This window comes from Parvimonas sp. C2 (assembly GCF_035282405.1).
Taxonomy (GTDB): Bacteria; Bacillota; Clostridia; order Tissierellales; family Peptoniphilaceae; genus Parvimonas.
The window spans coordinates 1-23,488 of record NZ_JAYKBP010000001.1 but is presented as its reverse complement, the minus strand read 5'-3'; the positions used below and the strand labels follow the sequence as shown (position 1 = coordinate 23,488).

The 23,488-nt window shown below is 26.9% G+C and carries 20 protein-coding genes and 1 pseudogene; 3 read left to right on the top strand and 18 right to left on the bottom strand.

What is annotated here, in order from left to right:
• Positions 1-3 precede the first annotated feature (3 nt).
• The 5 genes from VJI95_RS00105 to dnaE form a co-directional block, all read right to left on the bottom strand.
• On the bottom strand, positions 4-1,005 hold the full coding sequence (locus VJI95_RS00105) for a glycosyltransferase family 2 protein (protein ID WP_323998611.1): 1,002 nt from the start codon (positions 1,003-1,005) through the stop codon (positions 4-6).
• Entirely contained in the window at positions 995-1,708 is a 714-nt protein-coding gene (locus VJI95_RS00100) for a sugar transferase (protein WP_323998608.1), read from the bottom strand. Before VJI95_RS00100 ends, VJI95_RS00105 begins: the two co-directional genes overlap by 11 nt.
• A gap of 61 nt (positions 1,709-1,769) precedes the next feature.
• Positions 1,770-3,521, bottom strand: a complete 1,752-nt coding sequence (pyk, locus tag VJI95_RS00095) for a pyruvate kinase (protein ID WP_324009814.1) — start codon at positions 3,519-3,521, stop codon at positions 1,770-1,772.
• A 9-nt stretch (positions 3,522-3,530) separates the two neighbouring features.
• Complete coding sequence (gene pfkA / locus VJI95_RS00090) at positions 3,531-4,490, bottom strand: 6-phosphofructokinase (RefSeq protein WP_323998603.1); 960 nt, start codon at positions 4,488-4,490, stop codon at positions 3,531-3,533.
• 12 nt (positions 4,491-4,502) lie between these two features.
• Positions 4,503-7,871, bottom strand: coding sequence for a DNA polymerase III subunit alpha (gene dnaE / locus VJI95_RS00085; RefSeq protein WP_324009813.1), 3,369 nt, complete (start codon positions 7,869-7,871; stop codon positions 4,503-4,505).
• Positions 7,872-7,991: 120 nt separating this feature from the next.
• On the opposite strand from dnaE, the gene VJI95_RS00080 reads away from it, so the two are divergent.
• Complete coding sequence (locus VJI95_RS00080) at positions 7,992-8,381, top strand: GrdX family protein (protein WP_324009812.1); 390 nt, start codon at positions 7,992-7,994, stop codon at positions 8,379-8,381.
• A 111-nt stretch (positions 8,382-8,492) separates the two neighbouring features.
• Here the strand turns inward: VJI95_RS00080 and VJI95_RS00075 are convergent, their stop codons facing one another.
• The 6 genes from VJI95_RS00075 to VJI95_RS00050 form a co-directional block, all read right to left on the bottom strand.
• Entirely contained in the window at positions 8,493-9,851 is a 1,359-nt protein-coding gene (locus tag VJI95_RS00075) for a hemolysin family protein (RefSeq protein WP_323998597.1), read from the bottom strand.
• 160 nt (positions 9,852-10,011) lie between these two features.
• A complete protein-coding gene (locus VJI95_RS00070) occupies positions 10,012-12,021 on the bottom strand; it encodes a sodium-translocating pyrophosphatase (RefSeq protein ID WP_323998595.1) in 2,010 nt (669 codons plus the stop codon).
• A gap of 18 nt (positions 12,022-12,039) precedes the next feature.
• A complete protein-coding gene (gene secG, locus VJI95_RS00065) occupies positions 12,040-12,264 on the bottom strand; it encodes a preprotein translocase subunit SecG (RefSeq protein ID WP_323998593.1) in 225 nt (74 codons plus the stop codon).
• 93 nt (positions 12,265-12,357) lie between these two features.
• Positions 12,358-12,993 carry a hypothetical protein gene (locus VJI95_RS00060; protein WP_324009811.1) on the bottom strand — a complete coding sequence of 212 codons (636 nt, stop codon included), beginning with the start codon at positions 12,991-12,993 and terminating at the stop codon, positions 12,358-12,360.
• 1 nt (position 12,994) lies between these two features.
• Entirely contained in the window at positions 12,995-13,738 is a 744-nt protein-coding gene (locus VJI95_RS00055) for a peptidylprolyl isomerase (RefSeq protein WP_324009809.1), read from the bottom strand.
• A 13-nt stretch (positions 13,739-13,751) separates the two neighbouring features.
• Complete coding sequence (locus VJI95_RS00050) at positions 13,752-14,591, bottom strand: CvfB family protein (RefSeq protein WP_324009808.1); 840 nt, start codon at positions 14,589-14,591, stop codon at positions 13,752-13,754.
• Positions 14,592-14,743: 152 nt separating this feature from the next.
• On the opposite strand from VJI95_RS00050, the gene VJI95_RS00045 reads away from it, so the two are divergent.
• Entirely contained in the window at positions 14,744-15,580 is an 837-nt protein-coding gene (locus VJI95_RS00045) for a hypothetical protein (RefSeq protein ID WP_324009807.1), read from the top strand.
• 202 nt (positions 15,581-15,782) lie between these two features.
• Here VJI95_RS00045 and VJI95_RS00040 read toward each other — a convergent pair whose 3' ends face one another.
• The 3 genes from VJI95_RS00040 to VJI95_RS00030 form a co-directional block, all read right to left on the bottom strand.
• Positions 15,783-16,292, bottom strand: coding sequence for a hypothetical protein (locus VJI95_RS00040; protein ID WP_324009806.1), 510 nt, complete (start codon positions 16,290-16,292; stop codon positions 15,783-15,785).
• A 12-nt stretch (positions 16,293-16,304) separates the two neighbouring features.
• A complete protein-coding gene (gene floA / locus VJI95_RS00035; protein ID WP_324009805.1) occupies positions 16,305-17,288 on the bottom strand; it encodes a flotillin-like protein FloA in 984 nt (327 codons plus the stop codon).
• A 105-nt stretch (positions 17,289-17,393) separates the two neighbouring features.
• The gene (locus tag VJI95_RS00030; RefSeq protein WP_323998584.1) at positions 17,394-17,795 is read right to left on the bottom strand and encodes an ATP-binding protein; all 402 of its coding nucleotides are present in this window, start codon (positions 17,793-17,795) and stop codon (positions 17,394-17,396) included.
• Positions 17,796-17,921: 126 nt separating this feature from the next.
• Here VJI95_RS00030 and rodA point away from each other — a divergent pair, with 126 nt between their 5' ends.
• Positions 17,922-19,022, top strand: coding sequence for a rod shape-determining protein RodA (gene rodA, locus VJI95_RS00025; protein ID WP_323998582.1), 1,101 nt, complete (start codon positions 17,922-17,924; stop codon positions 19,020-19,022).
• Between the two features lie 70 nt (positions 19,023-19,092).
• Here rodA and alr read toward each other — a convergent pair whose 3' ends face one another.
• The 4 genes and pseudogenes from alr to VJI95_RS00005 form a co-directional block, all read right to left on the bottom strand.
• The gene (gene alr, locus VJI95_RS00020) at positions 19,093-20,274 is read right to left on the bottom strand and encodes an alanine racemase (RefSeq protein ID WP_323998581.1); all 1,182 of its coding nucleotides are present in this window, start codon (positions 20,272-20,274) and stop codon (positions 19,093-19,095) included.
• Between the two features lie 4 nt (positions 20,275-20,278).
• The gene (locus tag VJI95_RS00015) at positions 20,279-21,502 is read right to left on the bottom strand and encodes an NAD(P)H-hydrate dehydratase (protein ID WP_323998580.1); all 1,224 of its coding nucleotides are present in this window, start codon (positions 21,500-21,502) and stop codon (positions 20,279-20,281) included.
• On the bottom strand, positions 21,502-22,881 hold the full coding sequence (locus VJI95_RS00010; protein ID WP_323998578.1) for a GTP pyrophosphokinase: 1,380 nt from the start codon (positions 22,879-22,881) through the stop codon (positions 21,502-21,504). Before VJI95_RS00010 ends, VJI95_RS00015 begins: the two co-directional genes overlap by 1 nt.
• Before the next feature lie 86 nt (positions 22,882-22,967).
• Positions 22,968-23,488, bottom strand: a pseudogene (locus VJI95_RS00005) (MalY/PatB family protein); the annotation flags it as partial.

Sequence of the window (23,488 nt, the reverse complement as noted above, 5' to 3'; positions counted from 1 at the left end):
AGCCTAGTCCTCCTTATTATATGTTTTTAAAAATGAAGGGATTTTTAAAAATCCTATTAATGTTCCATATCCATAACTAATATGTAAAAGGAAAAATACAATTGGAAGTAATAAATTATAAACATTAAATTTCCCTTTTAAAATTGAAGTCAAAGACATCAAAATATTCACTATAAGATATGATCCAAATACCAATAAAAATAAATATTTAGTAAAAAATAGTGAAATAATTGAAATAAAAAGTGCAACTAAAAAAGCAAAAGGAATATAATGATATAAATTTAAACAATCTGGACATACTGAAGTCGTAAGTCCTATCCACATACCATTAGCTTTTTTTTGTTTAATCATTTTTGAAAGTGAATTCCTAGTATGCTGATATGAAATAATATCATCATCATAGCAAAGCTTATATCCCGCTTTTCTAATCCTATAATGGAATTCATTGTCTTCTGTTCTTAACAATTTTTCGTTAAAGAAACCGACTTTTTCCAATACTTCTCTTTTATACATTGCGTGAAACATAGACTTTACATATTTTTTCCCGGATGCATTTCTAAAAGGTGCAATTCCACTTCCAAACATTGATGATTCTGCTTCTAAAAGCATTATTTTGTATCCTGTATCATCATCTATTATATTTGGTCTTTTTCCACCTGAAACATCTTCTCCAGCTTCTATATTCCTAACATTTTTTTCTATAAAATCTTTTGGAACTGAAGAATGTGCATCAATTCTAACAAGCACATCTCCTGTGAAATTTTTTATAACGATATTCCATCCAGCAGATTGAATTTTTTTAGGATTATCTAAAATTTTAACTCCTCTAAAATTATTATTCTCTTTAAAATCTTGCATTATTTTTTTTGTATTATCTGTTGAAATCCCATCTACTAAAATTATTTCAATTTTATCATGTGGATATGTCTGCATTTTAAAATCTTCAAAAAGAGAAGGTAAAGTTTTTTCTTCATTTAAGGCAACTACTCCTATACTAACTTTCATTATTTTCCCTCCCCAAAAAAACAGATAAAAATGTTTTAAACATAATTTTTATATCATACCAAAAAGAAAATCTTTCAATATACTCAATATTATACTTCATTTTATCAGGCAAAATATAATTTATATATATATCATCAATACTAGTATCATCATCTAAATGACTTGATATTATTTTATCCTCATCTTTATAATTTATGCTAGAGTATGAAGTAAGACCCGCAGGTAATAACAAAGTTGCAAACATATAGTCTGAATATCTTTCAACGTATTTTGTAACTTCTGGTCTTGTTCCTACAAAACTCATATCTCCTGATAATATATTAAAAATTTGAGGAAATTCATCTAATCTATATTTTCTTAAAAACTTTCCAACCTTTGTTATTCTTGAATCTTCCTTCACAGTTACAAGAGTTCCAATTTTATCAGCATTAGATACCATTGTTCTAAATTTAAAAATTTTAAATTTTTTACCATATCTTGTAACTCTCTTCTGTCTATAAAAAATACTTCCTTTAGAATCTAATTTTATAGCTATAGAAATTATAATTATTGGAATTAACAAAATCAACAAAATTAAAATAGAAAAAACAATGTCAAATACTCTTTTAAAAAATAAACTTAGTCTTTTTTTTGAAACTATTTCATAATATTTTTTTACAGATTCATTTTGAAATTCTTTTGGTAAATCTTTATATTTTATCAAAATATTTTCTCCTTAATTAAACGTCTGTAATATAATAACATATATTTAAAATAAAGTAAAATTAAAGAACTTTAACATCTCCATCATAAACTAAACCACCTACAGTATCAATAGTCACAAGTTGTCCATCTTGAATCATTCTAGTAGCATTTTCAGCTCCTATAATAGTAGGTATATTAAAATGTAAAGCAATAATTGCGGCATGGGAAGTCAGTCCTCCTGTTTCGACTACGATTCCTGATGCTCTATCAATAAATTCAACATATTCTCTATCTGTAAATTTGGAAACAATTATGTCTCCATCTTTAAATTTATTTTTTAAATCGTCTTCATTGTTTATTAAACATGCTTTTCCTGTAATTGATTCTTTTCCTATACCAAGTCCTTTTATCAGGATTTTACCAACAGTATGAACTTTAATTAAATTTGTTGTACCCGCAACTCCAACAGGTATCCCTGCTGTTAAAACAACAGTATCTCCATCGCTGATATAATTTGCATTTAAAGTTGCTGATATTGAACGTTCAATTACTTCATCTGTATGCTCTGATTTTTTGGAAATCAATGTAGTAACTCCCCAAAATATTTGTAATTTTCTTCTAACCTTTTCAGAATAAGTTACAGCTATAATATCAACAAATGGTCTAAATTTTGAAATTGAAATAGGAGTAATTCCTGAAGCTGTAGCACAAATTATTGCTTTTGCTCTTAAATTCTCAGCAATTTCTTTTGTTGACAAACTTATTGAATTCATAGTATTTAAAATATCTTGTCTATTTTTACTTTTTATACTATTTTGAAAATCAAAAGAGTTTTCTGTTGTTATTGCGATATTATTCATTACTTTTACAGCTTCTTTTGGATATTTTCCTGCTGCTGTTTCACCAGATAACATAATACAATCACTTCCATCTATAATTGCATTTGCTACATCTGTAACTTCTGCTCTTGTTGGTCGTGGATTTCTAATCATTGAATCAAGCATTTGTGTTGCTGTTATCACTGGTTTTCCTATTAAATTACATTTTCTAATTATTTCTTTTTGTATTTTTGGAATAAATTCAGTTTTAATTTCAACCCCTAAATCTCCTCTAGCAACCATTATTCCATCTGATGCTTCTATAATTTTATCAATATTTTCAACACCCTCTTGATTTTCTATTTTAGATATAATTTTAATGTCAGAATTATTTTCATCTAAAATCTTTCTAATTTCATATACATCTTCAGGTTTTCTAACAAATGAAGCGGCAATAAAATCTAAATCATTTTGTATTCCAAATAAAATATCAGACTTATCTTTTTCTGTAATTGAAGGTAAATGTATTATTTCATTTGGAATATTTACACCTTTATTACTCTTGATTAGCCCATTATTTTTAACTAGACATTTTATTTCTTTATCTGTTTTTGAAATAACTTCCATTTCAACTAAACCATCATCAACTAAAATTGTCCCTCCAATTTTAACATCATTGGGTAATAATTTGTAAGAAACAGAACAAATTTCTTGATTTCCTAAAACTTCTTCAATTGTAAATGTGTAAGTATCTCCTGCTTTTAATACAACTTCATCAACACTAAATTTCCCTAGTCTTATTTCAGGACCCTTAGTGTCAAGCATTATTGCTATAGGCAAATCTAACTCTTCTCTTGCTTTTTTTATATTATCAATCCTAACTTGATGTTCTTCCTTGCTACCATGTGAAAAATTCAATCTACAAACATTCATTCCACAAAGCATTAATTCTTTTAAATTTTCAACTGAATCTGAAGCTGGTCCAATTGTACATATTATTTTTGTTTTTTTCATAATTTTCTCCTAAATAGATAATTCATCAACTATATCATACAAATCTTTATTAAATATTTTTTTACTAGAAACTGCATCTTCTATAGAAATATACTCAATATTATTATTTTTAAATGCTAAGGCTAAATTAGTTTGTTCTTTCAACAATAACTTAACTGCTATACTTCCCATTTGACTTGCAATTATTCTGTCAAATGAACTTGGAGTACCTCCTCTCTGAATATGCCCAAGCACAGTAACTCTTGTATCAATTTTTGCCTTTTCTTGAATCTGTCTTTTAAGTTCATAAGGGCTTAAAATTCCCTCAGTTAAAACTATTATATGGTGTAATTTACCTCTTTTTCTACCAGAAATTATTTTATTACAAACTTTATCTATATCAAAATTGACTTCCGGAACTATTATACTTTCAGCTCCCCCTGCTAATCCTGAATTTAAGGCAATATCTCCACATTTTCTACCCATAACCTCTAAAATATTAGCTCTTCCATGAGAAGAAGATGTATCACGAAGTTTTGAAATAGCGTCTATAACAGTATTTACTGAAGTAAAAAATCCAATTGTATAGTCAGTATATCCCATATCATTATCAATTGTACAAGGTATAGCTATCGTCTTTATTCCATATTTACTTAGTACATTGGCTCCTCGAAAAGTACCATCTCCACCTAAAACTACAAGTCCTTCAATACCATAATCCTTTAAGCTTTGAACTGCCTTTTCTTGCCCTTCCTTAGTCATAAATTCTTTACTTCTAGCACTACCTAGTATAGTACCACCTTTTTGAATTATATCTGCAACACTAGATACATTCATTTCAAAGATATCTCCCTTTATAAGACCATCATAACCAAATTTTACACCATATATTCTAGCATTATGATATATACATGTTCTTACAACAGCTCTTATTACTGGATTCATTCCAGGAGAATCTCCTCCACTTGTAAGAATAGCAATTTTTTTCAAAATATCCCTCCATCAACCTATATAAAAACAGTCTTTTCCAAAATTATTTTCCAACTCAACAAGTAAATTTTCATTTCTCAAATCAAATTTATTTTCTAATTTCAAAGTTTTATGATTAGATGAAATATATAAAATAACTTGATTTTCTCCATTATACTTTTCCGAAAGTTTTCCAAGTTTTTTCTTAGTATCATAGTCCAAACTATCTAATTTTATATATAACTTCTTAATATAAATATCATATACTTCCTTAGCACCAATTACAGTAAAATTAGTATTTCCAAACGAATTTACAGAAACTTTAACAGATATTTCATAGATTTTACCTTTGATAATATCTAAATCTTTAACATCTAAAAGCTCTATGCTACTTGTAAAATCTTCTACATTAATTGTTTTTAACGTTTTATTTTTTTTATTTCTTCTAAGTTTAATAGAATTTATATAAACTATTACATTATATATACCTTTATCTAAAACTTTCAAATCAATTAACTTCATACTATTTTTAGAATTAATATAGTCTTTGTATTCATCTAATGGATGTGAAGAAATATAAAAACCTAAAACATCTTTTTCAAACTCTAATAAGTCATCCTTAAAAAATTTTTCAGACTTAGCAAATTTTTCCTGCATAAAATCGGAACTAATTAAGGATAGTTGTCCTGATAATTCATTTTTACTTTTAGATACTATTTGAGTAAATAATGTCTCTAAAGAATTTAAAATTTCAACTCTTTTTTCATCTATTTCATCAAAAGCTCCAGATTTTATTAAGTTCTCAATTGATTGCAAGCTCATATTCTTTGAATTTTTCAATCTTTCTAAAAATTCTTTAAAACTTTTGAACTCTCCATTTTTTCTTTCATCTTCAATGTCTTTGGCTAAAAGCCTATTAAATCCTTTAATTTGGGAGAAACCAATCCTCATACATTTATTTTCAGTACTTATTTTATAATTACTGTAATTAACACTTGGTAGTAAAATCTTTATTCCCATTCTTTTAATTTCTTGAAAATATTGGAAAAATTGTCTTTCATAATTTATAACAGAATTTAAAAGACATACCATATATTCTAATGGATAATAATATTTTAAATAAGCAGTTCTATAAGCATTTAATGAATAGCAAGCACTATGTGATTTATTAAAAGCATAGTTACCAAACTCCACAATTAAATCAAAAATATTTTGAGCGAGTTTCTCATCTACACCATTTCTTATACAGCCTTTAATTTTAACACTTCCATCTAAATCATCTAAACCATAAATAAATATTTTTCTATTATATTCCATAATATCCATATGTTTTTTACCAATGGCTTTCCGCAAATTATCCGCTTGACCCCAAGAATACCCTGCGAGTTCCCTTGCAATCTGCATAACTTGTTCTTGATATACAATAATTCCATAAGTAGATTTTAAATATTTTTTTAGACGCTTATCTAGATATCTAATACCGTTAGGATTTTTTTTGTTTTTAATGTAATTAGGTATTTGATTCATGGGACCTGGTCTAAAAAGAGAGTTTGCAGCAACTAATTCATCAAAATTATCTGCTTTTAAATCTTTTAAGAACAACCTCATACCCGTACTTTCAAATTGGAATATTCCAATTGTATCTGCAGTTTTAAATAAATTTAAAACATTTTTATCACTTAAGGATATTTTTTCAATATCAATATTTCTATTATAATTTTTCTTAACAAGTTTTATTGTATCATCAATTACAGTAAGAGTTCTAAGACCCAAAAAATCCATCTTTAAAAGTCCAAGTTCTTCTAACTCAATCATATTAAATTGTGTTACTATATTTTCTCCACTTTTAGATAGTGGAATATATTCTGTAAGCTCTTCTTTAGTTATAACAATACCAGCAGCATGAATTGAAATATGTCTATGAAATTTTTCAAATTTTTCAGAAGTATTAATAAGTTTTTTTATATTTACGTCTTCATCATATAATTTTTTTAATTCAAAACTATCTCTTAATGCATTTTCAAAAGTAACATCTAAATTATTTGGTATTAGTTTAGCAACTTTATCGACAGTAGATAATTTATAACCTAAAACTCTACCAATATCCCTCACGGCCGCTCGAGGTTTCATAGTACCAAAAGTAACAATTTGTGAGACATGATTTTTCCCATACTTCCTAATTACATAGTCAATAACTTCTTCTCGCCTTTCATTACAAAAATCTATATCAAAATCAGGCATTGAAATTCTTTCGGGATTTAAAAATCTTTCAAAAATCAATTCATATTCTATTGGGTCGATGTCAGTAATCTCCAAACAGTATGCAACAATTGAATTTGCACCTGAACCTCTCCCCGGTCCAACTGGAATTTTATTTTTCTTAGCAAAATTTACAAAATCCCAAACAATAAGAAAATAATCAGTAAATCCCATTTTATTTATAATTGAAAATTCATAATTTACTCGTTTTTTGATTTCATCAGTTATATTTTCATATCTTTTTTTCATACCTTCTATGATTAGACTATGTAAATAATCTTCCTTAGTACTAACACCATCAGGTACTTTATATTCAGGTAAATGGTATGTTGAAAAATCAAATTCAACATTACATCTTTGAGCAATCAGTTTTGTATTATAAATAGAATCTTCAAGCGAAGAAAATATTTTTAACATCTCTTCTTCACTTTTTAAATAGTATTCTGCTTTAGTAAAAGTTTCTTCCTTAAGTTCTGATAATAAAATGCCTTTTGAGATACATCTTGCTATATTAAATAAGTTAAAATCTGTGTTTTCTAAATAATGAACATCGTTAGTTACGACAGTCTCAACATTTACTTCATTTGCAAATTCCAAGTATTTATTAATCATCAATTCATCATTTTCTTCAAAATGAAAATTCAATTCAAGGAATAAATCTTCTTTATTAAACATACTTTTAAAATTTAAAATTTCATTCTTAGCACTTAACACATCATCTAAATATAGACATTTTCTAATAAAACTTCTTTTAGACCCAACTATTAATATTAAGTTTTTTGAAAATTTTTCTAATTCATCAAAAGTTATAAATTCTCTATCTCTATTTTCAACAACATATAAATTAGACACTAATTTACATAAATTTTTATATCCGTGATTATTCTTAGCTAATAATATTATATTATAAAATTCATTATTTGGGTATGACAAAGTTAGCTCACAACCGATTATAGGCTTTATTGAATTTTTTTTACATTTTTTATAAAAATCAATAACGCCATACATATTGTTATAATCTGTAATGGCCATAGCTTTAAAATTTAATTCTTTAGCTTTATCTATTAACTTTTCCATTGGATTATAATTGTTCAACAAACTATATTCTGTATGAACATTCAAATGCACAAAATCATTAGCCAAAATTATCACCTCATCATTGATTTTACCATATTTTTAGAATTTTTTAAATATATTTTACCTAATCGCTTTATATTTTTATGTTTTTATGTTACAATTTTATAGTACGAAGGGAGAATTGATATGAAATTTACACTAATAACTAATAATATAGACTTATATGAAAAAGTAAAGAATAAAAAAGATTTAGACATAATTTTTGATGAAAAATATTCTTATGGAGATATTTTGGATATAGTAAAGAAAAAACTTCAAAATGGATTTGAACTTTCAACTCATCCACTTTGTGGAAGTATAAAACCTAATGAGACGCCATACAGATCTATTTTAATAACTAAAACAAAAGAGCTTGATGTTAATGGAATTATAATTATTGACGAAGCGATTGAAACATATAAAAAATTTCAAAACAATTTAAAAACACCTCTTTGGATAGATAGAGTCCTAAGAGATTTTAGATATGTAGATTGTAACATATTAATACAAACCATTGAAAAATTAGGAATTGAATAACTAAAGAAACAAATCCACACAGTTTATAACCATTGTAGATTCTTGGAAAAAATTTAAAACCGCTAATAACTTTAGCGGTTTTTTTATATGAATTACTAAAAATTTCAAAGATTATTCATCAGAACTTTTTTCTTTATCATCTTCTGTTTCTGTAACTTCTTCTTTAGGAAGAACTATTCTAACTTTCTTAACTCTATGTTCAAGAATTGATAAAATATTATAAATAACACCATTATCTTCAACAGTAAGTTTTTCACCATCATTTGGTATATATCCTAAAAGATACATAAGCATACCACCTAAGGTATCATAATCTTCAGAATTTTCATCAAGTTTTAAATTACAAGCGTCATTAACATCTTCAATTTCACATGCACCAGTTGCAATAAAATGTCTATCATCTATCTTTTTGATTGAAGGATTAGTTTTCTTATCATATTCATCATCTATTTCGCCCATAACTTCCTCAATCAAGTCTTCCATAGTAACAATTCCTGTAAAACCACCATATTCATCTATTAATACAGCCATTTGATTTCTTGAATTTTTAAGTTCAAGAAACAAATCATTTATATTCTTTCTTTCAGGAATGAAATATGCAGGTCTTAAAATAGAACGTATATCTATTTTATCAAACCCAACTTTATAAGCTTCTAAGAAAAAGTCCTTAATATATAAAATTCCTATTATGTTATCAATATCATCCTCATATACAGGTACTCTTGAATATCTCATTTGCATTAAAGTCTCAAAATCTTTATCAGGTTCATCAATATCAATCATGAATACTTCAGTTCTAGCTGTCATTACTTCCTCTGCTAATACATCATCAAAAGATATAACACCATCTATCATTTCGCGTTCTGTAGGATTAATTATACCTTGTTCTTGTCCAACTTCTACAATCGACTTAATCTCTTCAAGTGTAACTTGAGCTTCAACTCCACTTGTAGGAACGGAAAAAATCTTTAAAACAATATTTGTAGATAAAGATAGCAAATAAACAAAAGGACTCATAATCTTATAAACAAAATTTATTGTCCCAACAGAAAACAAAGCAAATTTTTCTGCATTTTGTAAAGCTATTCTTTTAGGTACAAGTTCACCAAAAACCAAACTAAAAAACGCTAATATAACCGTGATTAAAACAAAGGAAACTCTATACGCAAAAGGAATTGATAAGTTTGCTAATACTTTTCCAAATTTATCTGACAATCCTACTGCAGCAGAAGCTGATGTGAAGAAACCGGCAAAAGTAATACCAACTTGAATTGTTGATAAAAACTTTGAAGGCTCTTTTAAAAGTTTTTCAACTTTTATAGCTCTCTTATTTCCTTGTTCTGATAAAGTTAATAACTTTTTCTTGTCCATAGAAACTATTGCCATCTCTGATGCGGCAAAAAAAGCATTAACTAAAGTTAATAAAATTAAAATAATAATCTGAAAATAGACCTCGGGTCCACTATCCATAAAAACCTCCTAAAATTTATTTACTAAAAGCATTATATCAAAAATTAAAAAATATTGCAAATATGAATTTTATATATTAAATATAACTTATTATACACAAAGATTTACAAAAAAATAAAAAGTGTATAAAATACACTTTTTACTAAATATAATATTATAATTATTTTATTAACATTCCACCATAGTTTAAAATAACTTGAGCAAATACTAATGCTACTACAGTCATTAACTTAATTAAAATATTTAATGATGGACCTGAAGTATCCTTAAATGGATCCCCTACAGTATCACCAACAACTGCAGCTTTATGTGGATCTGAACCTTTTCCGCCATGATGTCCTTCTTCAATATACTTTTTAGCATTATCCCATGCTCCACCAGCATTTGACATAAAGATTGCCATCAAAACACCTGTTACTAAAGATCCTGCTAATAATCCACCAAGAGCTTCTGCTCCAATTAAAATACCAACTAATACAGGAACTACTACAGCTAATAATCCTGGAATAATCATTTGTTTTAAAGCTGCCATTGTAGAAATATCAACACATTTTCTATAATCTGGAGTTCCAGTTCCTTCCATAATTCCAGGAATTGTTTTAAATTGTCTTCTAACTTCTTGAATCATTTCATTTGCAGCGTTTCCAACTGCTTCCATAGTCAAAGCTGAGAACAAGAATGGTAACATTCCACCAATGAACATTCCAGCCACTACTTGAGGTTTTGTAACATCTATTTTTTCTAATCCTACTGCTTGAGTATATGATGCAAATAATGCTAACGCAGTTAATGCAGCCGAACCAATTGCAAATCCTTTACCAATAGCTGCTGTAGTATTACCAACAGAATCTAATTTATCTGTAATATTTCTAACTTCATGAGGTAATTCACACATTTCTGCAATACCACCAGCATTGTCAGCGATTGGACCATACGCATCAACAGCAATAGTCATACCACAAGTAGAAAGCATACCAATAGCAGCAACAGAAATACCATATAATCCTTGACCAGCATTAGCAAATCCATTTGATGCCATATATGATACTAAAATCCCAATTGCTATTACAACAATAGGACCAGCAGTTGACTTCATTCCAACAGCTAAACCAGAAATAATATTTGTTGATGAACCAGTTTCTGATTCTTCTGCAATATGTTGAACTGGTTTTTTATCTCCTGAAGTATAGTATTCAGTAAATTGTGAAATAATTAATCCAACTAAAATACCAGCTACTGAAGAAATAAATGCTGAATTATTTCCTAAAATTCTGTTACTTAAGAAATATGTTACTATAATAGTTAATATTGAGCTAACTATTGTTCCCATATTTAATGATTTTTGTGGATCTTTGTCTCCTCTTACACAGAACAATCCAACTAATGATGCTAAAATACCTGCTGCAGCAAGAGCTAAAGCAAATATAATACCTTCTTTACCAAAAGCAACTGAACCTAATGTAATACCAGAAAGTATAGATCCTACATAAGATTCAAAAAGGTCAGCTCCCATACCTGCAACGTCACCTACGTTATCTCCTACATTATCAGCTATAACTGCAGGGTTTCTTGGATCATCTTCAGGAATTCCCGCTTCAACCTTTCCTACAAGGTCAGCCCCAACGTCAGCTGCCTTTGTGTAGATACCACCACCTACTCTTCCGAATAGAGCTATCGATGAAGCACCAAAACTAAATCCAGTTACAATATTTACATCTCCTACTAAGAAGTAACAAACTGTCATACCTAAGATACCTAAACCAACTACAGAAAGTCCCATTACTGCTCCACCTGAAAATGCAGTTTGAAGCGCTTTTCCCATTCCGTATTCTTTAGCAGCATTTGCAGTTCTAACATTTGCTTTAGTAGCAGCTTTCATTCCGAAATATCCTGCTAAAATCGAACAAATTGAACCAGCTAAAAAACAAACTGCTGTAAGTAAATTAATGGCTACTCCTAAAATAATTGCAACAACAACAACGAATATAGATAAATACTTATATTCACGAACCAAGAAAGCCATAGCACCTTCTTGAATATAACCTGATATTTCTTTCATTCTTTCATTACCAGGTTCAATTTTTGTAATGCTTAAATATTTAATATAAGCAAATACAAGTGCAACAACCCCAACGGCAATCGCACAATAAAAAATCAAATTAGTATCCATTTTTTCCTCCTAAATTTTTTATTTAATCGCAGCCATAGCAATAGCTACTATAAAAAACACAACTGATGCTATAATAGTAATTTGGCTTAATACAGCATCTTTAGATTTTTTTCCGCCTTTTCCTGAAATATTAGTTTCTGCAGTCAAAGACGCAACGCCGTCAGACTTAGATTCTTGCATTAACACTGCTACTATTATAACAATACTAGCAATAAATAATATTATTTCCATTAAAACTTGCATAATACACCTCCGAACTTCATAATTAACCTGCTACTTATAATAACACATTTACAAGCAAAAATCAACTTAAAATATTGATTTTTAAGTTGATTCTTAAAAATAAATTAAAAGTAAATAACTAGATAATATAAATGGAATTAGTGCTATTTCTTGATGTTTAAAAGTTTCTATATCTTTTATAAAAATTAACTTTATTAAATAAAAAAGTCCCGCTATTATAAAAGTAAAAAGTCCAATATAAAAAACCGTATACCAATCGGTTGAAATTCCTATCAAAGATAGTGCATAAATATCTCCTGTACCAAATACTTCTTTTCCATAGAATAATTTTGATATTATATAAATAGTTCCATACAGAATTATTCCTGAAATTAACCCTAAAGTAGCTAATTTAATATAATTTCCATATACATTTAATAATATTATTGGAACTACAAAAACCATAATTATATTTATAAAAATATTTTTACAAATAATATCAGTAAATGCACAAATGTACAGACATAAGAAACAAAGTAAATTTATCATATATAATATATCATTATAAAAGAATAATGCTTTTAAATATAAATTTACTAAGAAAATTATTATAAAATTCAATAAATTATAATATTTTTTTATATTGTTAATCGAAATCTTAATTGTCTCTTTTTCTTTTAAATACTTCAAATCAATTGATGAAACTAATAAACAAACAACCCCACTAAGTATTCCACCTAAAAAATACATTTTAATAATTTCTTTCTATTTTACTATCTTTCATTAAAGCATCCATTTTTTTCACATAAGCCACTTGTTCTTTGGCTTTTATTATACTTTTTTCAATTTCATCCTTAACTGATTCTAAATCTAATTGTTCAGGATCTGTTTTTGATTCTAGTTTAATTAAATGATAACCAAATTGTGTTTTTACAGGTTCAGTAACTTTCCCTACTTCAGCATCTATACATGCATTTTCAAATTCTAATACCATTTGTCCTTGAGTAAATTCTCCTAAATCTCCGCCTACTTCTTTAGATGGACACATAGAATGTTCTTTGGCTAATTCTTCAAATTCTTCTCCTTTTTCACAAAGTTCTTTTAATTTATTAGCCTTTTCTTCACTTTCAATTAAAATATGTTTAGCTTTAAAAATATATTTACTCTTAAATAAATTTTTATTTTCTTCATAATACTCTTTAATTTCTTCATCAGTAGCGTGAATATTATCAAATAATTCATTTAAGAAATGTTTTGCTAAAATTGAACGTTTAATTTCATTAATTTCTTTAACAAATGCTTCACTTTCATCAATTTTTCTGTTGTAACAATCTTGAATTATAAGTTCTTGTTTTACCAATTCTTCACACAATTGCTTTCTACCTTCAGGATTTTTATAAGGCAATGCACTATTTCCCATTAGTTCAATAAATCTATCAATATCACTTTCTAAAATTTCTACTCCATTAACAATTGCCATTACTTGACTTTCCATAAATATTCCCTCCTTAAATTAATTTAATTCCATTTCCTTCAAATTGAATTTTTTGATTTTTTAAAAGTCTTCCTACAGCTTTCTTAAAAGATGATTTGCTCATCCCACAAATTTCCTTAATTCTATCTGGATCACTTTTGTCATTCAAATTTAAAAAACCACCTCTATCTTTGATAATATTAAAAAGTATTTCAGCATTATCATTTATTTCAATATGAGATAAATTTTTTAAAACTAAATTCAAACGACCATCTTTTTTTACTTTTGAAATTCTAAAATTAATAGGTTCTCCTATTTCTAAAACTCCAACAATATCTTTATTTTCAATCATAGCATCATATTTTTTGTCTACAGCAACAAAAGCTCCATAATCTTTATGGATTGAGTAAATAATTCCTTCAACCCATTCGCCTTCTTTATAAGGAGAATCTGACGTTAAGTAATCTCTTATTTTCATTGTTGCACAAAGCCTGTCTGACTTATCAATATACAGTGCAACTAAATATTTCCTTCCCTTTTCAAGTTTCATAGACTGTTCTTTAAAAGGTAAAAATAATTCTTTTTCAAGACCCCAATCTAAAAAAGCTCCAATTTTTGAAATATCCATTACTTCTAAAGTTTCTAGTTTTCCTAAAGAAATTTTCGGATTTTTTCTAGTTGCTACAAACCTTGCTTGATTGTCTTTATAAACAAAAACTTCGATTTCATCATCTACTTTATCTGTTTCTAAAACTTCTTTCTTAGGTAATAATATATCAAGTTTTTCATTCTTTACATCTTTTAGTCCTATATAAGCGCCATTATTCTTAAAACGCTTTATAATCAACTTTTGAAATTCACCTAAATTATACATATTTTCTCCTTTTTGAATTCTTTTCTGTTAATTATTATACCATAATACTATGATTTTTGTAACCTTGAAAAAACAAAAATTTTTATTACTTTGAAATATGTTAAAAATGTTGTATAATAATTATATCAATATTACTAATTAAGGAGACAAAAATGTTTTATATAAAAAAGAAATTTGTTTTAATTTTATTATCAATGTTTATACTAACATCTTGCAGTAAAACAGGTACCAAAAATGTAGATAAGATTAACAATGAAATAAAAAATTCTTCTTCACAATTTTCTCTAACCACAGAAGAAATAAGTGTATTAGAAAAACCCTATGGAGAATTTTCGGATGATGATAAAAAGATTTTTAATAAGATTTTAGAAAAATATAATAAATTTAAAAATGATTCTTCAAAAGATATTGCTTTTGAGAGAAAAATACTAGAAAAACTTGAAGAAATAGAAAATTTTTACGGTAAAAAGTATATAAATTTTAAAAATGAATCTTCTAATGATGTAAAAGTTGAAGAAAAACTATTAAAACAAAATACTAAAATAGATCTTAATAAAAAAGAGTTTTCTTATAAAAACTATTTAATAAAATTAACTGGCAAAGGTAATTTTAAATACTCTGTAGATAACAAAATAGTTTGTGAGGAAACTTTAAAAGAGAATGAAAAACCAAGATATATTCGAATTAAAATTCTAGATAATTCAAGTATAGAGTTTAATGGAAATGTTATTGGGATTATCTTTAAAGATAATATTAAATATGATACTTTTCAAAATTTTCCTAGCGGAATCTTTGATGTTGATAGTGATATTAAGGCAGGAAATTATAAAATATCAAATACTACGAAAGATACTATTATAAAAACTGTTTCAATTAAAAACGAAATAAAAATTGTAAATTTACAAGAATCGCATGAAATAAAGTTAGAAACTGGAATGAAATTGATAATATCTGGAGTAGATTATATAACATTAGAAAAAATTGATTAAAAAAGGAGACTACATCGTCTCCTCAGAGCACAGACAAAGCATAAATTTTGTTTGTGCTTTTTTATATATTTTATTTTAATTCGAAATTATTTGACTATAGTATTATAACACTTTTCTCTTTTTTCTACACTAAAAAGGGATCAATGATTCTTCATTGATCCCTTAGTCATCAATATGAGTAGTCTACATTATCTACTTTTAATTATTTTAACGATTTCGGTTTTCCAATAATTTCAGAATAAAGAATAGCTTTTGATAGACTTTCTTTACCTTTAATGACAAATTTTTTAGTTTTTCTTTCTATTAATTCATCAAAATGTTGAATATCATTTCTCAAAGCGACTCTTTCTGTTTTACGGGAATTGTACATTTGACCTTGACCTTCCATTGAAGTATTCATAATACTTTTGCCTTCAATAGAGGTCGTCATAGCCGTTTTACCTTCATAAGAATCTTTTTCAATAGTATTACCTTCTATACTAGAAGTCATAACACTAGCACCTTCAGGGCTCTCATAATCTTCAAAATTATTAATCCTATAACTTTGCTTTTTATTATTTTTGCTACTATTCTTATTTTTCGACTTGCTTGAAGTTTTAAAGGTATTCCCACCCTTAAAATCACTTCCCATTTCATTAATTTGAGATTTTACATCATCAATTTCTGATTTTAAATCTTCAATAAAAGATAGAAATCCCTTCTCTTTTTTCATAGAAACTCACCTCTATTCTGAAAGTGATTCTCTCATTTTAGTATCAGATTTTAAATTTTTAAGCTTTTCATATTCAAATACTGAAATATTTCCATCTTCAAATGCTTTTGCAATAGCAAGAGGAATTTTACTTTCAGATTCAACAACTTTAGCTTTCATTTCTTCAATCTTAGCCTTATTTTCTTGTTCAACAGCTACAGCCATTGCACGTCTTTCTTCCGCCTTAGCTTGAGCTATCTTCTTATCAGCTTCCGCTTGATCTGCTTGTAATTGAGCACCTATATTTCTACCAATATCAACATCTGCAATATCTATTGATAAAATTTCGAAAGCAGTTCCTAAATCTAAACCTTTTTTCAATACTGTTTCTGAAATAGCATCAGGATTTTCAAGTACTAAACTATGTCTTTCAGCACTACCTACAGTAGTAACAATACCTTCTCCTACTCTGGCTATGATAGTTTCTTCGCCAGCACCTCCGATAAGTCTTGAAATATCTGCTCTTACTGTAACTTTTGCAATAACTATTACTTCAATACCATTCATTGCAACTGCTGCAATTTTTGGAGTATTGATAACTTTAGGATTTACACTAACTTGAACAGCTTCCAATACATCACGTCCAGCAAGGTCAATCGCTGTTGCCATTTCAAAAGTTAATTCAATATTGGCCTTTTGAGCTGCTATTAAAGCATCAACTACATTATTTACATTACCTCCTGCTAAATAATGTGCTTCTAATTCAGAAATATTAATTTTAACATTTGCTTTTGTAGCTTTAATCAATGGATAAATGATTTTTGAAGCTCTAACTCTTCTAAGTTTCATCCCTATTAGATGTGAAATTTTAACTTTTACTCCACTGAACAGAGCAGTAATCCAAAGTCCTACAGGAACAAAATAAAAGAATCCAAACACCAATACTACAGCCAAAATAATAATTATACTATTTTTTTCAACTAAATTTTTCATAACTGTTTGTGGTAACATTCTCATAATTAAACCCTCCATTAATAATTTACACTGCTGTGTATGATAATATTATATCACTTTCTACAAAAAATTCAATATAAAAAAGAAATCAATTGATAAAATTGATTTCTAAATATCAGTTCCTTCACATTTTATTTTTGCACTAATTTCATTGTTATTTATTTCAAGTTCATCAACCAAATGTTTAACAATTCTAAGACCTCTACCTGAAGTAGTCATATTAATATCTCTATTCTCATTAAATATATAATTTATTCCATCGCCCTCATCTTTGACATTTATATGTATACAATCCATATTAACACAGACTTTTAAATTTATTCCTTTTTCTTTGTTACATTTATTACCATGTTCATAACTATTGATAACAATTTCATTTATAACAATTCTAATATTGAACATTAACTCTTCATCCCTGATAACACTTGACAATTTATCCAAAATAAAGGAAACAGCTTCATCAATATCATCCAAATCACTTTTTATAACCTTAATATATTCAAAGTCCATACTTATCTCCTAATTTTTAATGTAGTATATATACCCAATCAAAAATAATTATTAACAATTTTCTGTTTTTTTATTTGCATATTTAACAAATTTTTAATATAATATATACATTATGAGGTGATTAATATGTTTTTTAAAAATAAAAATTTATATAAAATAGACTTATTTATACTAATATCATTGATTTTAATAATCCTAATAGGATTGGTAAACTTATATAGTGCGACAATAAGTTTAAAAAGAAATTTTATGCTATCACAAATAGTAGCTACAGTATTGGGTTTTATCTTAATGTTTGTATTAATTGCTGTAAATATTAAATTTTTAAAAAGATTATATTTACCAATTTATATAATTTCAATTATCCTTTTGATATTAGTACTTATAATTGGTACAGGAGATTCTGTAGGTGCAAGAAGTTGGATTAGATTTGGTCCTATTTCTTTTCAACCATCAGAATTTGTAAAACTTGGAATGATTATTTGTTTAGCTACAGTTATAGAAAAGAACAGCTCTAAATTAAAGCAACCTAAAACATTATTAAAAGTTTTAATATTTGCTTTTATTCCAGTTGGATTAGTTTTGATGCAACCGGATTTTGGTACTGCATTTGTTTTTATTCTAGTTATTGGTTCAATGCTTTTTGTGGCAGGAATTAGTCTAAGACTTGTAGTTTATACATTAATAGCAGCTATAGCTAGTTTGCCTGCCTTTTATATTAACTTATCTGCATATCAAAAAAATAGAATCTTAAATTTTTTAAATCCAGAACGAGATATTACAAATACAGGATATCAAGCAGTTCAAGGTAAGATTGCTGCTGGGTCAGGAAAGTTTATTGGACGAGGATTATTTAAAGGACCTCAAAATCAATTTAACTTTATCCCTGAAAAACAAACAGATTATATATTTCCAGTTTTTGTTGAAGAAATGGGATTTGTTGGAGGTACAATTTTAATCGGGTTATATACAATTATGTTATACAGATTTGTTAAACTTTCTAAAAAAACAGCAAATAAGTTTAATCAAATGTTAATTATAGGAATTTGCGCAATGTTTTTAGCACATATTTTTGAAAATATCGGAATGACAATAGGACTTATGCCAATAACAGGTATTCCTCTTCCATTCCTAAGTTATGGAGGAACTTTTCAGTTAGTAAATTTAATCGCAATGGGAATAGTATTATCTATATCATGTGAAAAAACACCACTTGATTTTATGTAAATACTTACTGTAAAAATTATTTAATTATTAAACTAAATTTAAAAGCTCAGTGGATTTTAGCACTGAGCTTTTATAATTCATAGTAATTTTTTTCAGTTGATAGGTAATCTACTACTCTTACTACTTTATTTTCTTCAAGATAAACTCTAGGAATTCTCATATTTATTCTACAAATTAAGTCATAAACATTTGTATTTGCAAGTTTTGCAATTTCAAAAATATCAAGTTTCATATCTTTGTATTCTCCATAAAGCAAGGCTGTATCTCCTATTTTTACATCATCAATATCAGAAACATCAATCATAGTTTGATCCATACAAACTTTTCCTAAAATTTTAGCTTTCTTATTGTTTATCATTACATAACCTTTATTACTTAATTCATAAGGATATCCATCTGCATATCCTACTGAAATAGTAGCAACTTTTATAGTTTTATCTGCACAGAAAGTTCTTCCATATCCAACAGTATCGCCTTTATGAATGTATTTTATATTACTTACAGTACTTGCAAAACTCACAACAGTATCCATTTTTATTTTAGAATTATCTTTTACATATTCTGAAGGATAATGTCCATATATTCCAATTCCAACTCTAACCATATCATAGTAGTAATCATGAAGCAATGCTCCACCATCATTAGCAATATGTAACATTGGTATTTTTAGATTTTCTTCTTCTAAAATTTGCTTAACTTTTTCAAATCTTTCGACTTGTAATTTCGTAAATGAAAAATCATCAATATCAGAAACACATAAATGTGAAAACATTCCTTTTACAATGATATGCTTCATAGAATAAATTTCTTTTAAATAATCTTTTAATTTATCATCTATTAAAAATCCAAGTCTATTCATTCCAGTATCTATTTTGATATGTATTTTACATTTTTTTCTACATTTCTCTGAAATTTCATTTAACTCTCTTATCATTTCTATATTATATACTGTTAAATCTACATTATTTTTTATTAACTTCTCAAATAATGCATTAGGAACATAACCTAAAATTAAAATAGGCAATTTTATTTTCTTTTTTCTAAGCTCCATTGCTTCAGAAAAGTTTGCCACACAAAAATAATCTGCCCCATACTTTTGTAAAAATTCAGCAACAGTACAGGCTCCAAGCCCATAAGCATTTGCTTTTAAAACTATTCCAACTTTTGCCCCATTGGATTTTTCTTTTATTTTTAAAAAGTTATTTTTTAATTTATCTAAATCTACAAAAATCAATGATTGATTCTCATACATAATATCACTCCCTAATATATTTTATTGCCTTTGGTAAAAATTTAATTATATCTGATGCTATTAAAGAATCTTCCCCTAATTCTTCCTTAGCAAAATCTCCTGCCAACCCGTGAACAAAGACTCCAAGCTTTGCGGAATTAAAAGCATTAAGCCCTTGACCAAGCAAAGATAAAATAATTCCCGTTAGGCAATCTCCACTTCCTGCTGTTGCCATACCTGAATTTCCAGTATTATTTATATATATTTCTTTGTCAGACTTAACTATAGTATTTTTTCCTTTTAAGACAAGAGTATATTTTAAATTATTTTCAAAGAATTTATTCACTGCTTCTAATCTACTTTTTTTAATTTCATTTAAATCATATGATGAAAACCTCGAAAATTCAACTTCATGAGGTGTTATTACTATATTATTCCTATTTAAAATCTCTGGTTTAATATTATTAATGAAAAATATAGCATCAGCATCTATCACAATTGGTCCTTGAAAATGTTTAATTATTTTTTCCAAAATTTTTAAATTTTCTTCATTTCTTCCTAAGCCACATCCGATAGCTATTGCATCTAAATTTTTTATTTTTTCAATTATTTCATCTGCATACCTAAGAATAAAATAACCTTTATTATCATCAGTAATAGGTAAAACAATATTTTCAACAGCTTTTATTTGTAATATATCAGAAATAGAGTTAGGACAAATATTATACACTAGTCCACTTCCTGTTCTAAGTGAAGCTTTAGCACATAAATCAACACTTCCACACATTCCAATACTTCCACCAATTATTCCAACTTTACCAAAATCACCCTTATGTCCATCATCTTTTCTGTCTAACATAAGATTTTTATGTTCAAAAACTTTTTTAGTATCTATTGATATATTAAAAAATTTGACATCTACTACTGCAATAGCATAATCGGAATCATGAGAAACAGAGCAAGAGATTTCTTCAATTTTTTTTAATATTTCATTATGAATTATTAAATCAGGTTTCCCAGAAAAATTATGTATAATCTCTACATCAATAGGTGAAATATTTCCAAAACCTGTACCAATCGCTTTAACAAAAGCTTCCTTTAATGAAAAAATCCCAGCTATAGTTTCATCTCTCTTTCCTGTATTTAAAATATAGTCAATTTCTTCGTTTGTAAAATATCTTTTTAAAAACTTATCCAAATTTTTCATATTTGAAAATCTTGAAATATTACAAATATCTATTCCTATCATTATTCAAACTCATCCATTTCTTTTTTTACAAAATTATTTTCCAATGAACTATATAAATCTTCATAATTCAAAGCTAATATTTCTTCAGGTTGTTCCACATTTTTTAAGAAATTTCTAATTTTATTCTCAATTTCTTTCATACTTTTAAAAGTAATTAAATTAGGTGCATATGAACTACAAATAAATTCCATGACTACATAAGAAATATCCCACTTTAATTTGGACTTGTCTTCATTCGAAATATTTAGATCATCAACGGCACGTTTTACTCTCTTAACAACCGCAAATACAATAAATTCTGAAAACAAAACAAATTCTTCACAGAACTCATTTTCTTCAATATCTTGAATAACAGAAAAAATCAAATTCCATTTAAAATCCTTATTTACCAGTTCCAAAAGGCCTGTTCCAAATCTCTTGCACAAATCATTTTTAAACTCAATTGTATCACAAATTTCAAAAGTTTCTCCAATAACAATAGTCCTATTGTTTGCTCCACTAAGTCTATTTAAAAATCTAACAAAATAGTCTTCATATCGCATAGAATTATGAAATTTATTTTTTGAAAAAATATAATCAACAATAATATTGGCACAATCTTTAAAATCAACAACAAATCCTGTACTTTCCTTAATTTTAACAGAATACAAATCATGAACCATTTTTGAAACAATAGTTTTTAAATGAATCTTTGAAGAATCATAATTATTTTTATTTTCTACATTTTTTAAATGATTATAAACACTTTGGAGTTGATTGTCTATCATAGATAAATTGGCTTTAATTGAAAACATTATAGAACGAATAAAATCTTCTGTTATCATATAATTAAAATTTTTATACAATACACTATGATCAATTTCACCCCAAAATATATTTACTAAAGATTTAATTTGCAACTCAAAGTTTACAAAATAATCACCTTCTACAACATATCTACCATCAATTTTATATATTTCAAAACCATTTTTTTGAACTGTAGGTTGTTTTTCACTAAGTTTTAATTCTATATTAGCATTTAATTCACTCCTATAAAAACCATCTTCCAATTCAATAGTAAAATTTTTGGAAATTTCATCAAAAATTTTCTTTTCATCATCAATAAATCTACATTCAACTCTAATACCTATTAAATCTGGAAGATTTTCTATTGCAGCTTTATGATTAGGATATCTATAATAATAATTATTTCTCAATAATTTTTCCCTGATACTATCCTCACTTTTTATTCTTGCAGTTGTGTTTATAAAAAAATCACAATTCAAAAAAATATCGTTAAAGAATTTTTTTAATGACTCAGATGAATTAGAAATAAAATCCATATTCTTATCCATATGTTCTATTGATTTTTCTAAAAATTGAAAAATTTCAAGTTTCAAAAAAACACCTCCAATCACAGAAATATTTTACCATAGATTATAAATATTTACAATCTAAAAAAGACTGCCTCAAGCAGTCTTAAAATTTATAAGCTATCTATAACTTTTTTCAATCTGTTTAACCCATCTGTTAGCATTTCTCTGTTACAAGCTATATTCATTCTAAAGAAAAGCCTTGCATTTTCTCCATAAGTTATTCCTGAATTAAGTAATAGTTTCCCATCATTAATTAACTTTTGATGTAACTCATCATGGTCAATATCAAAAGCTCTAAGATCTAACCATAATAAGAAACTTGCTTCTGGTCTTTTTACTTTTACCTTTGGTATTTCTCTATTTATAAAATCTATGGCAAAATCAATATTATCTTCAATATAACTTATACATTCTTCAAACCATTCCTTACCATAAGTATAAGCTGCCACAAAACCAACTGCTGCAAAACTTGCCATATGGAAAATTCCATATCCCACAAGTCCATTTATAAATCTATTTCTTAATTCTTCATTAGGAATTATAGCAACAGATTGAGCAAGACCTGCAATATTAAAAGTTTTACTAGGTGCAGTTAAAGTAACTGTATTATATAAAAAGTCGTCATTAAGAG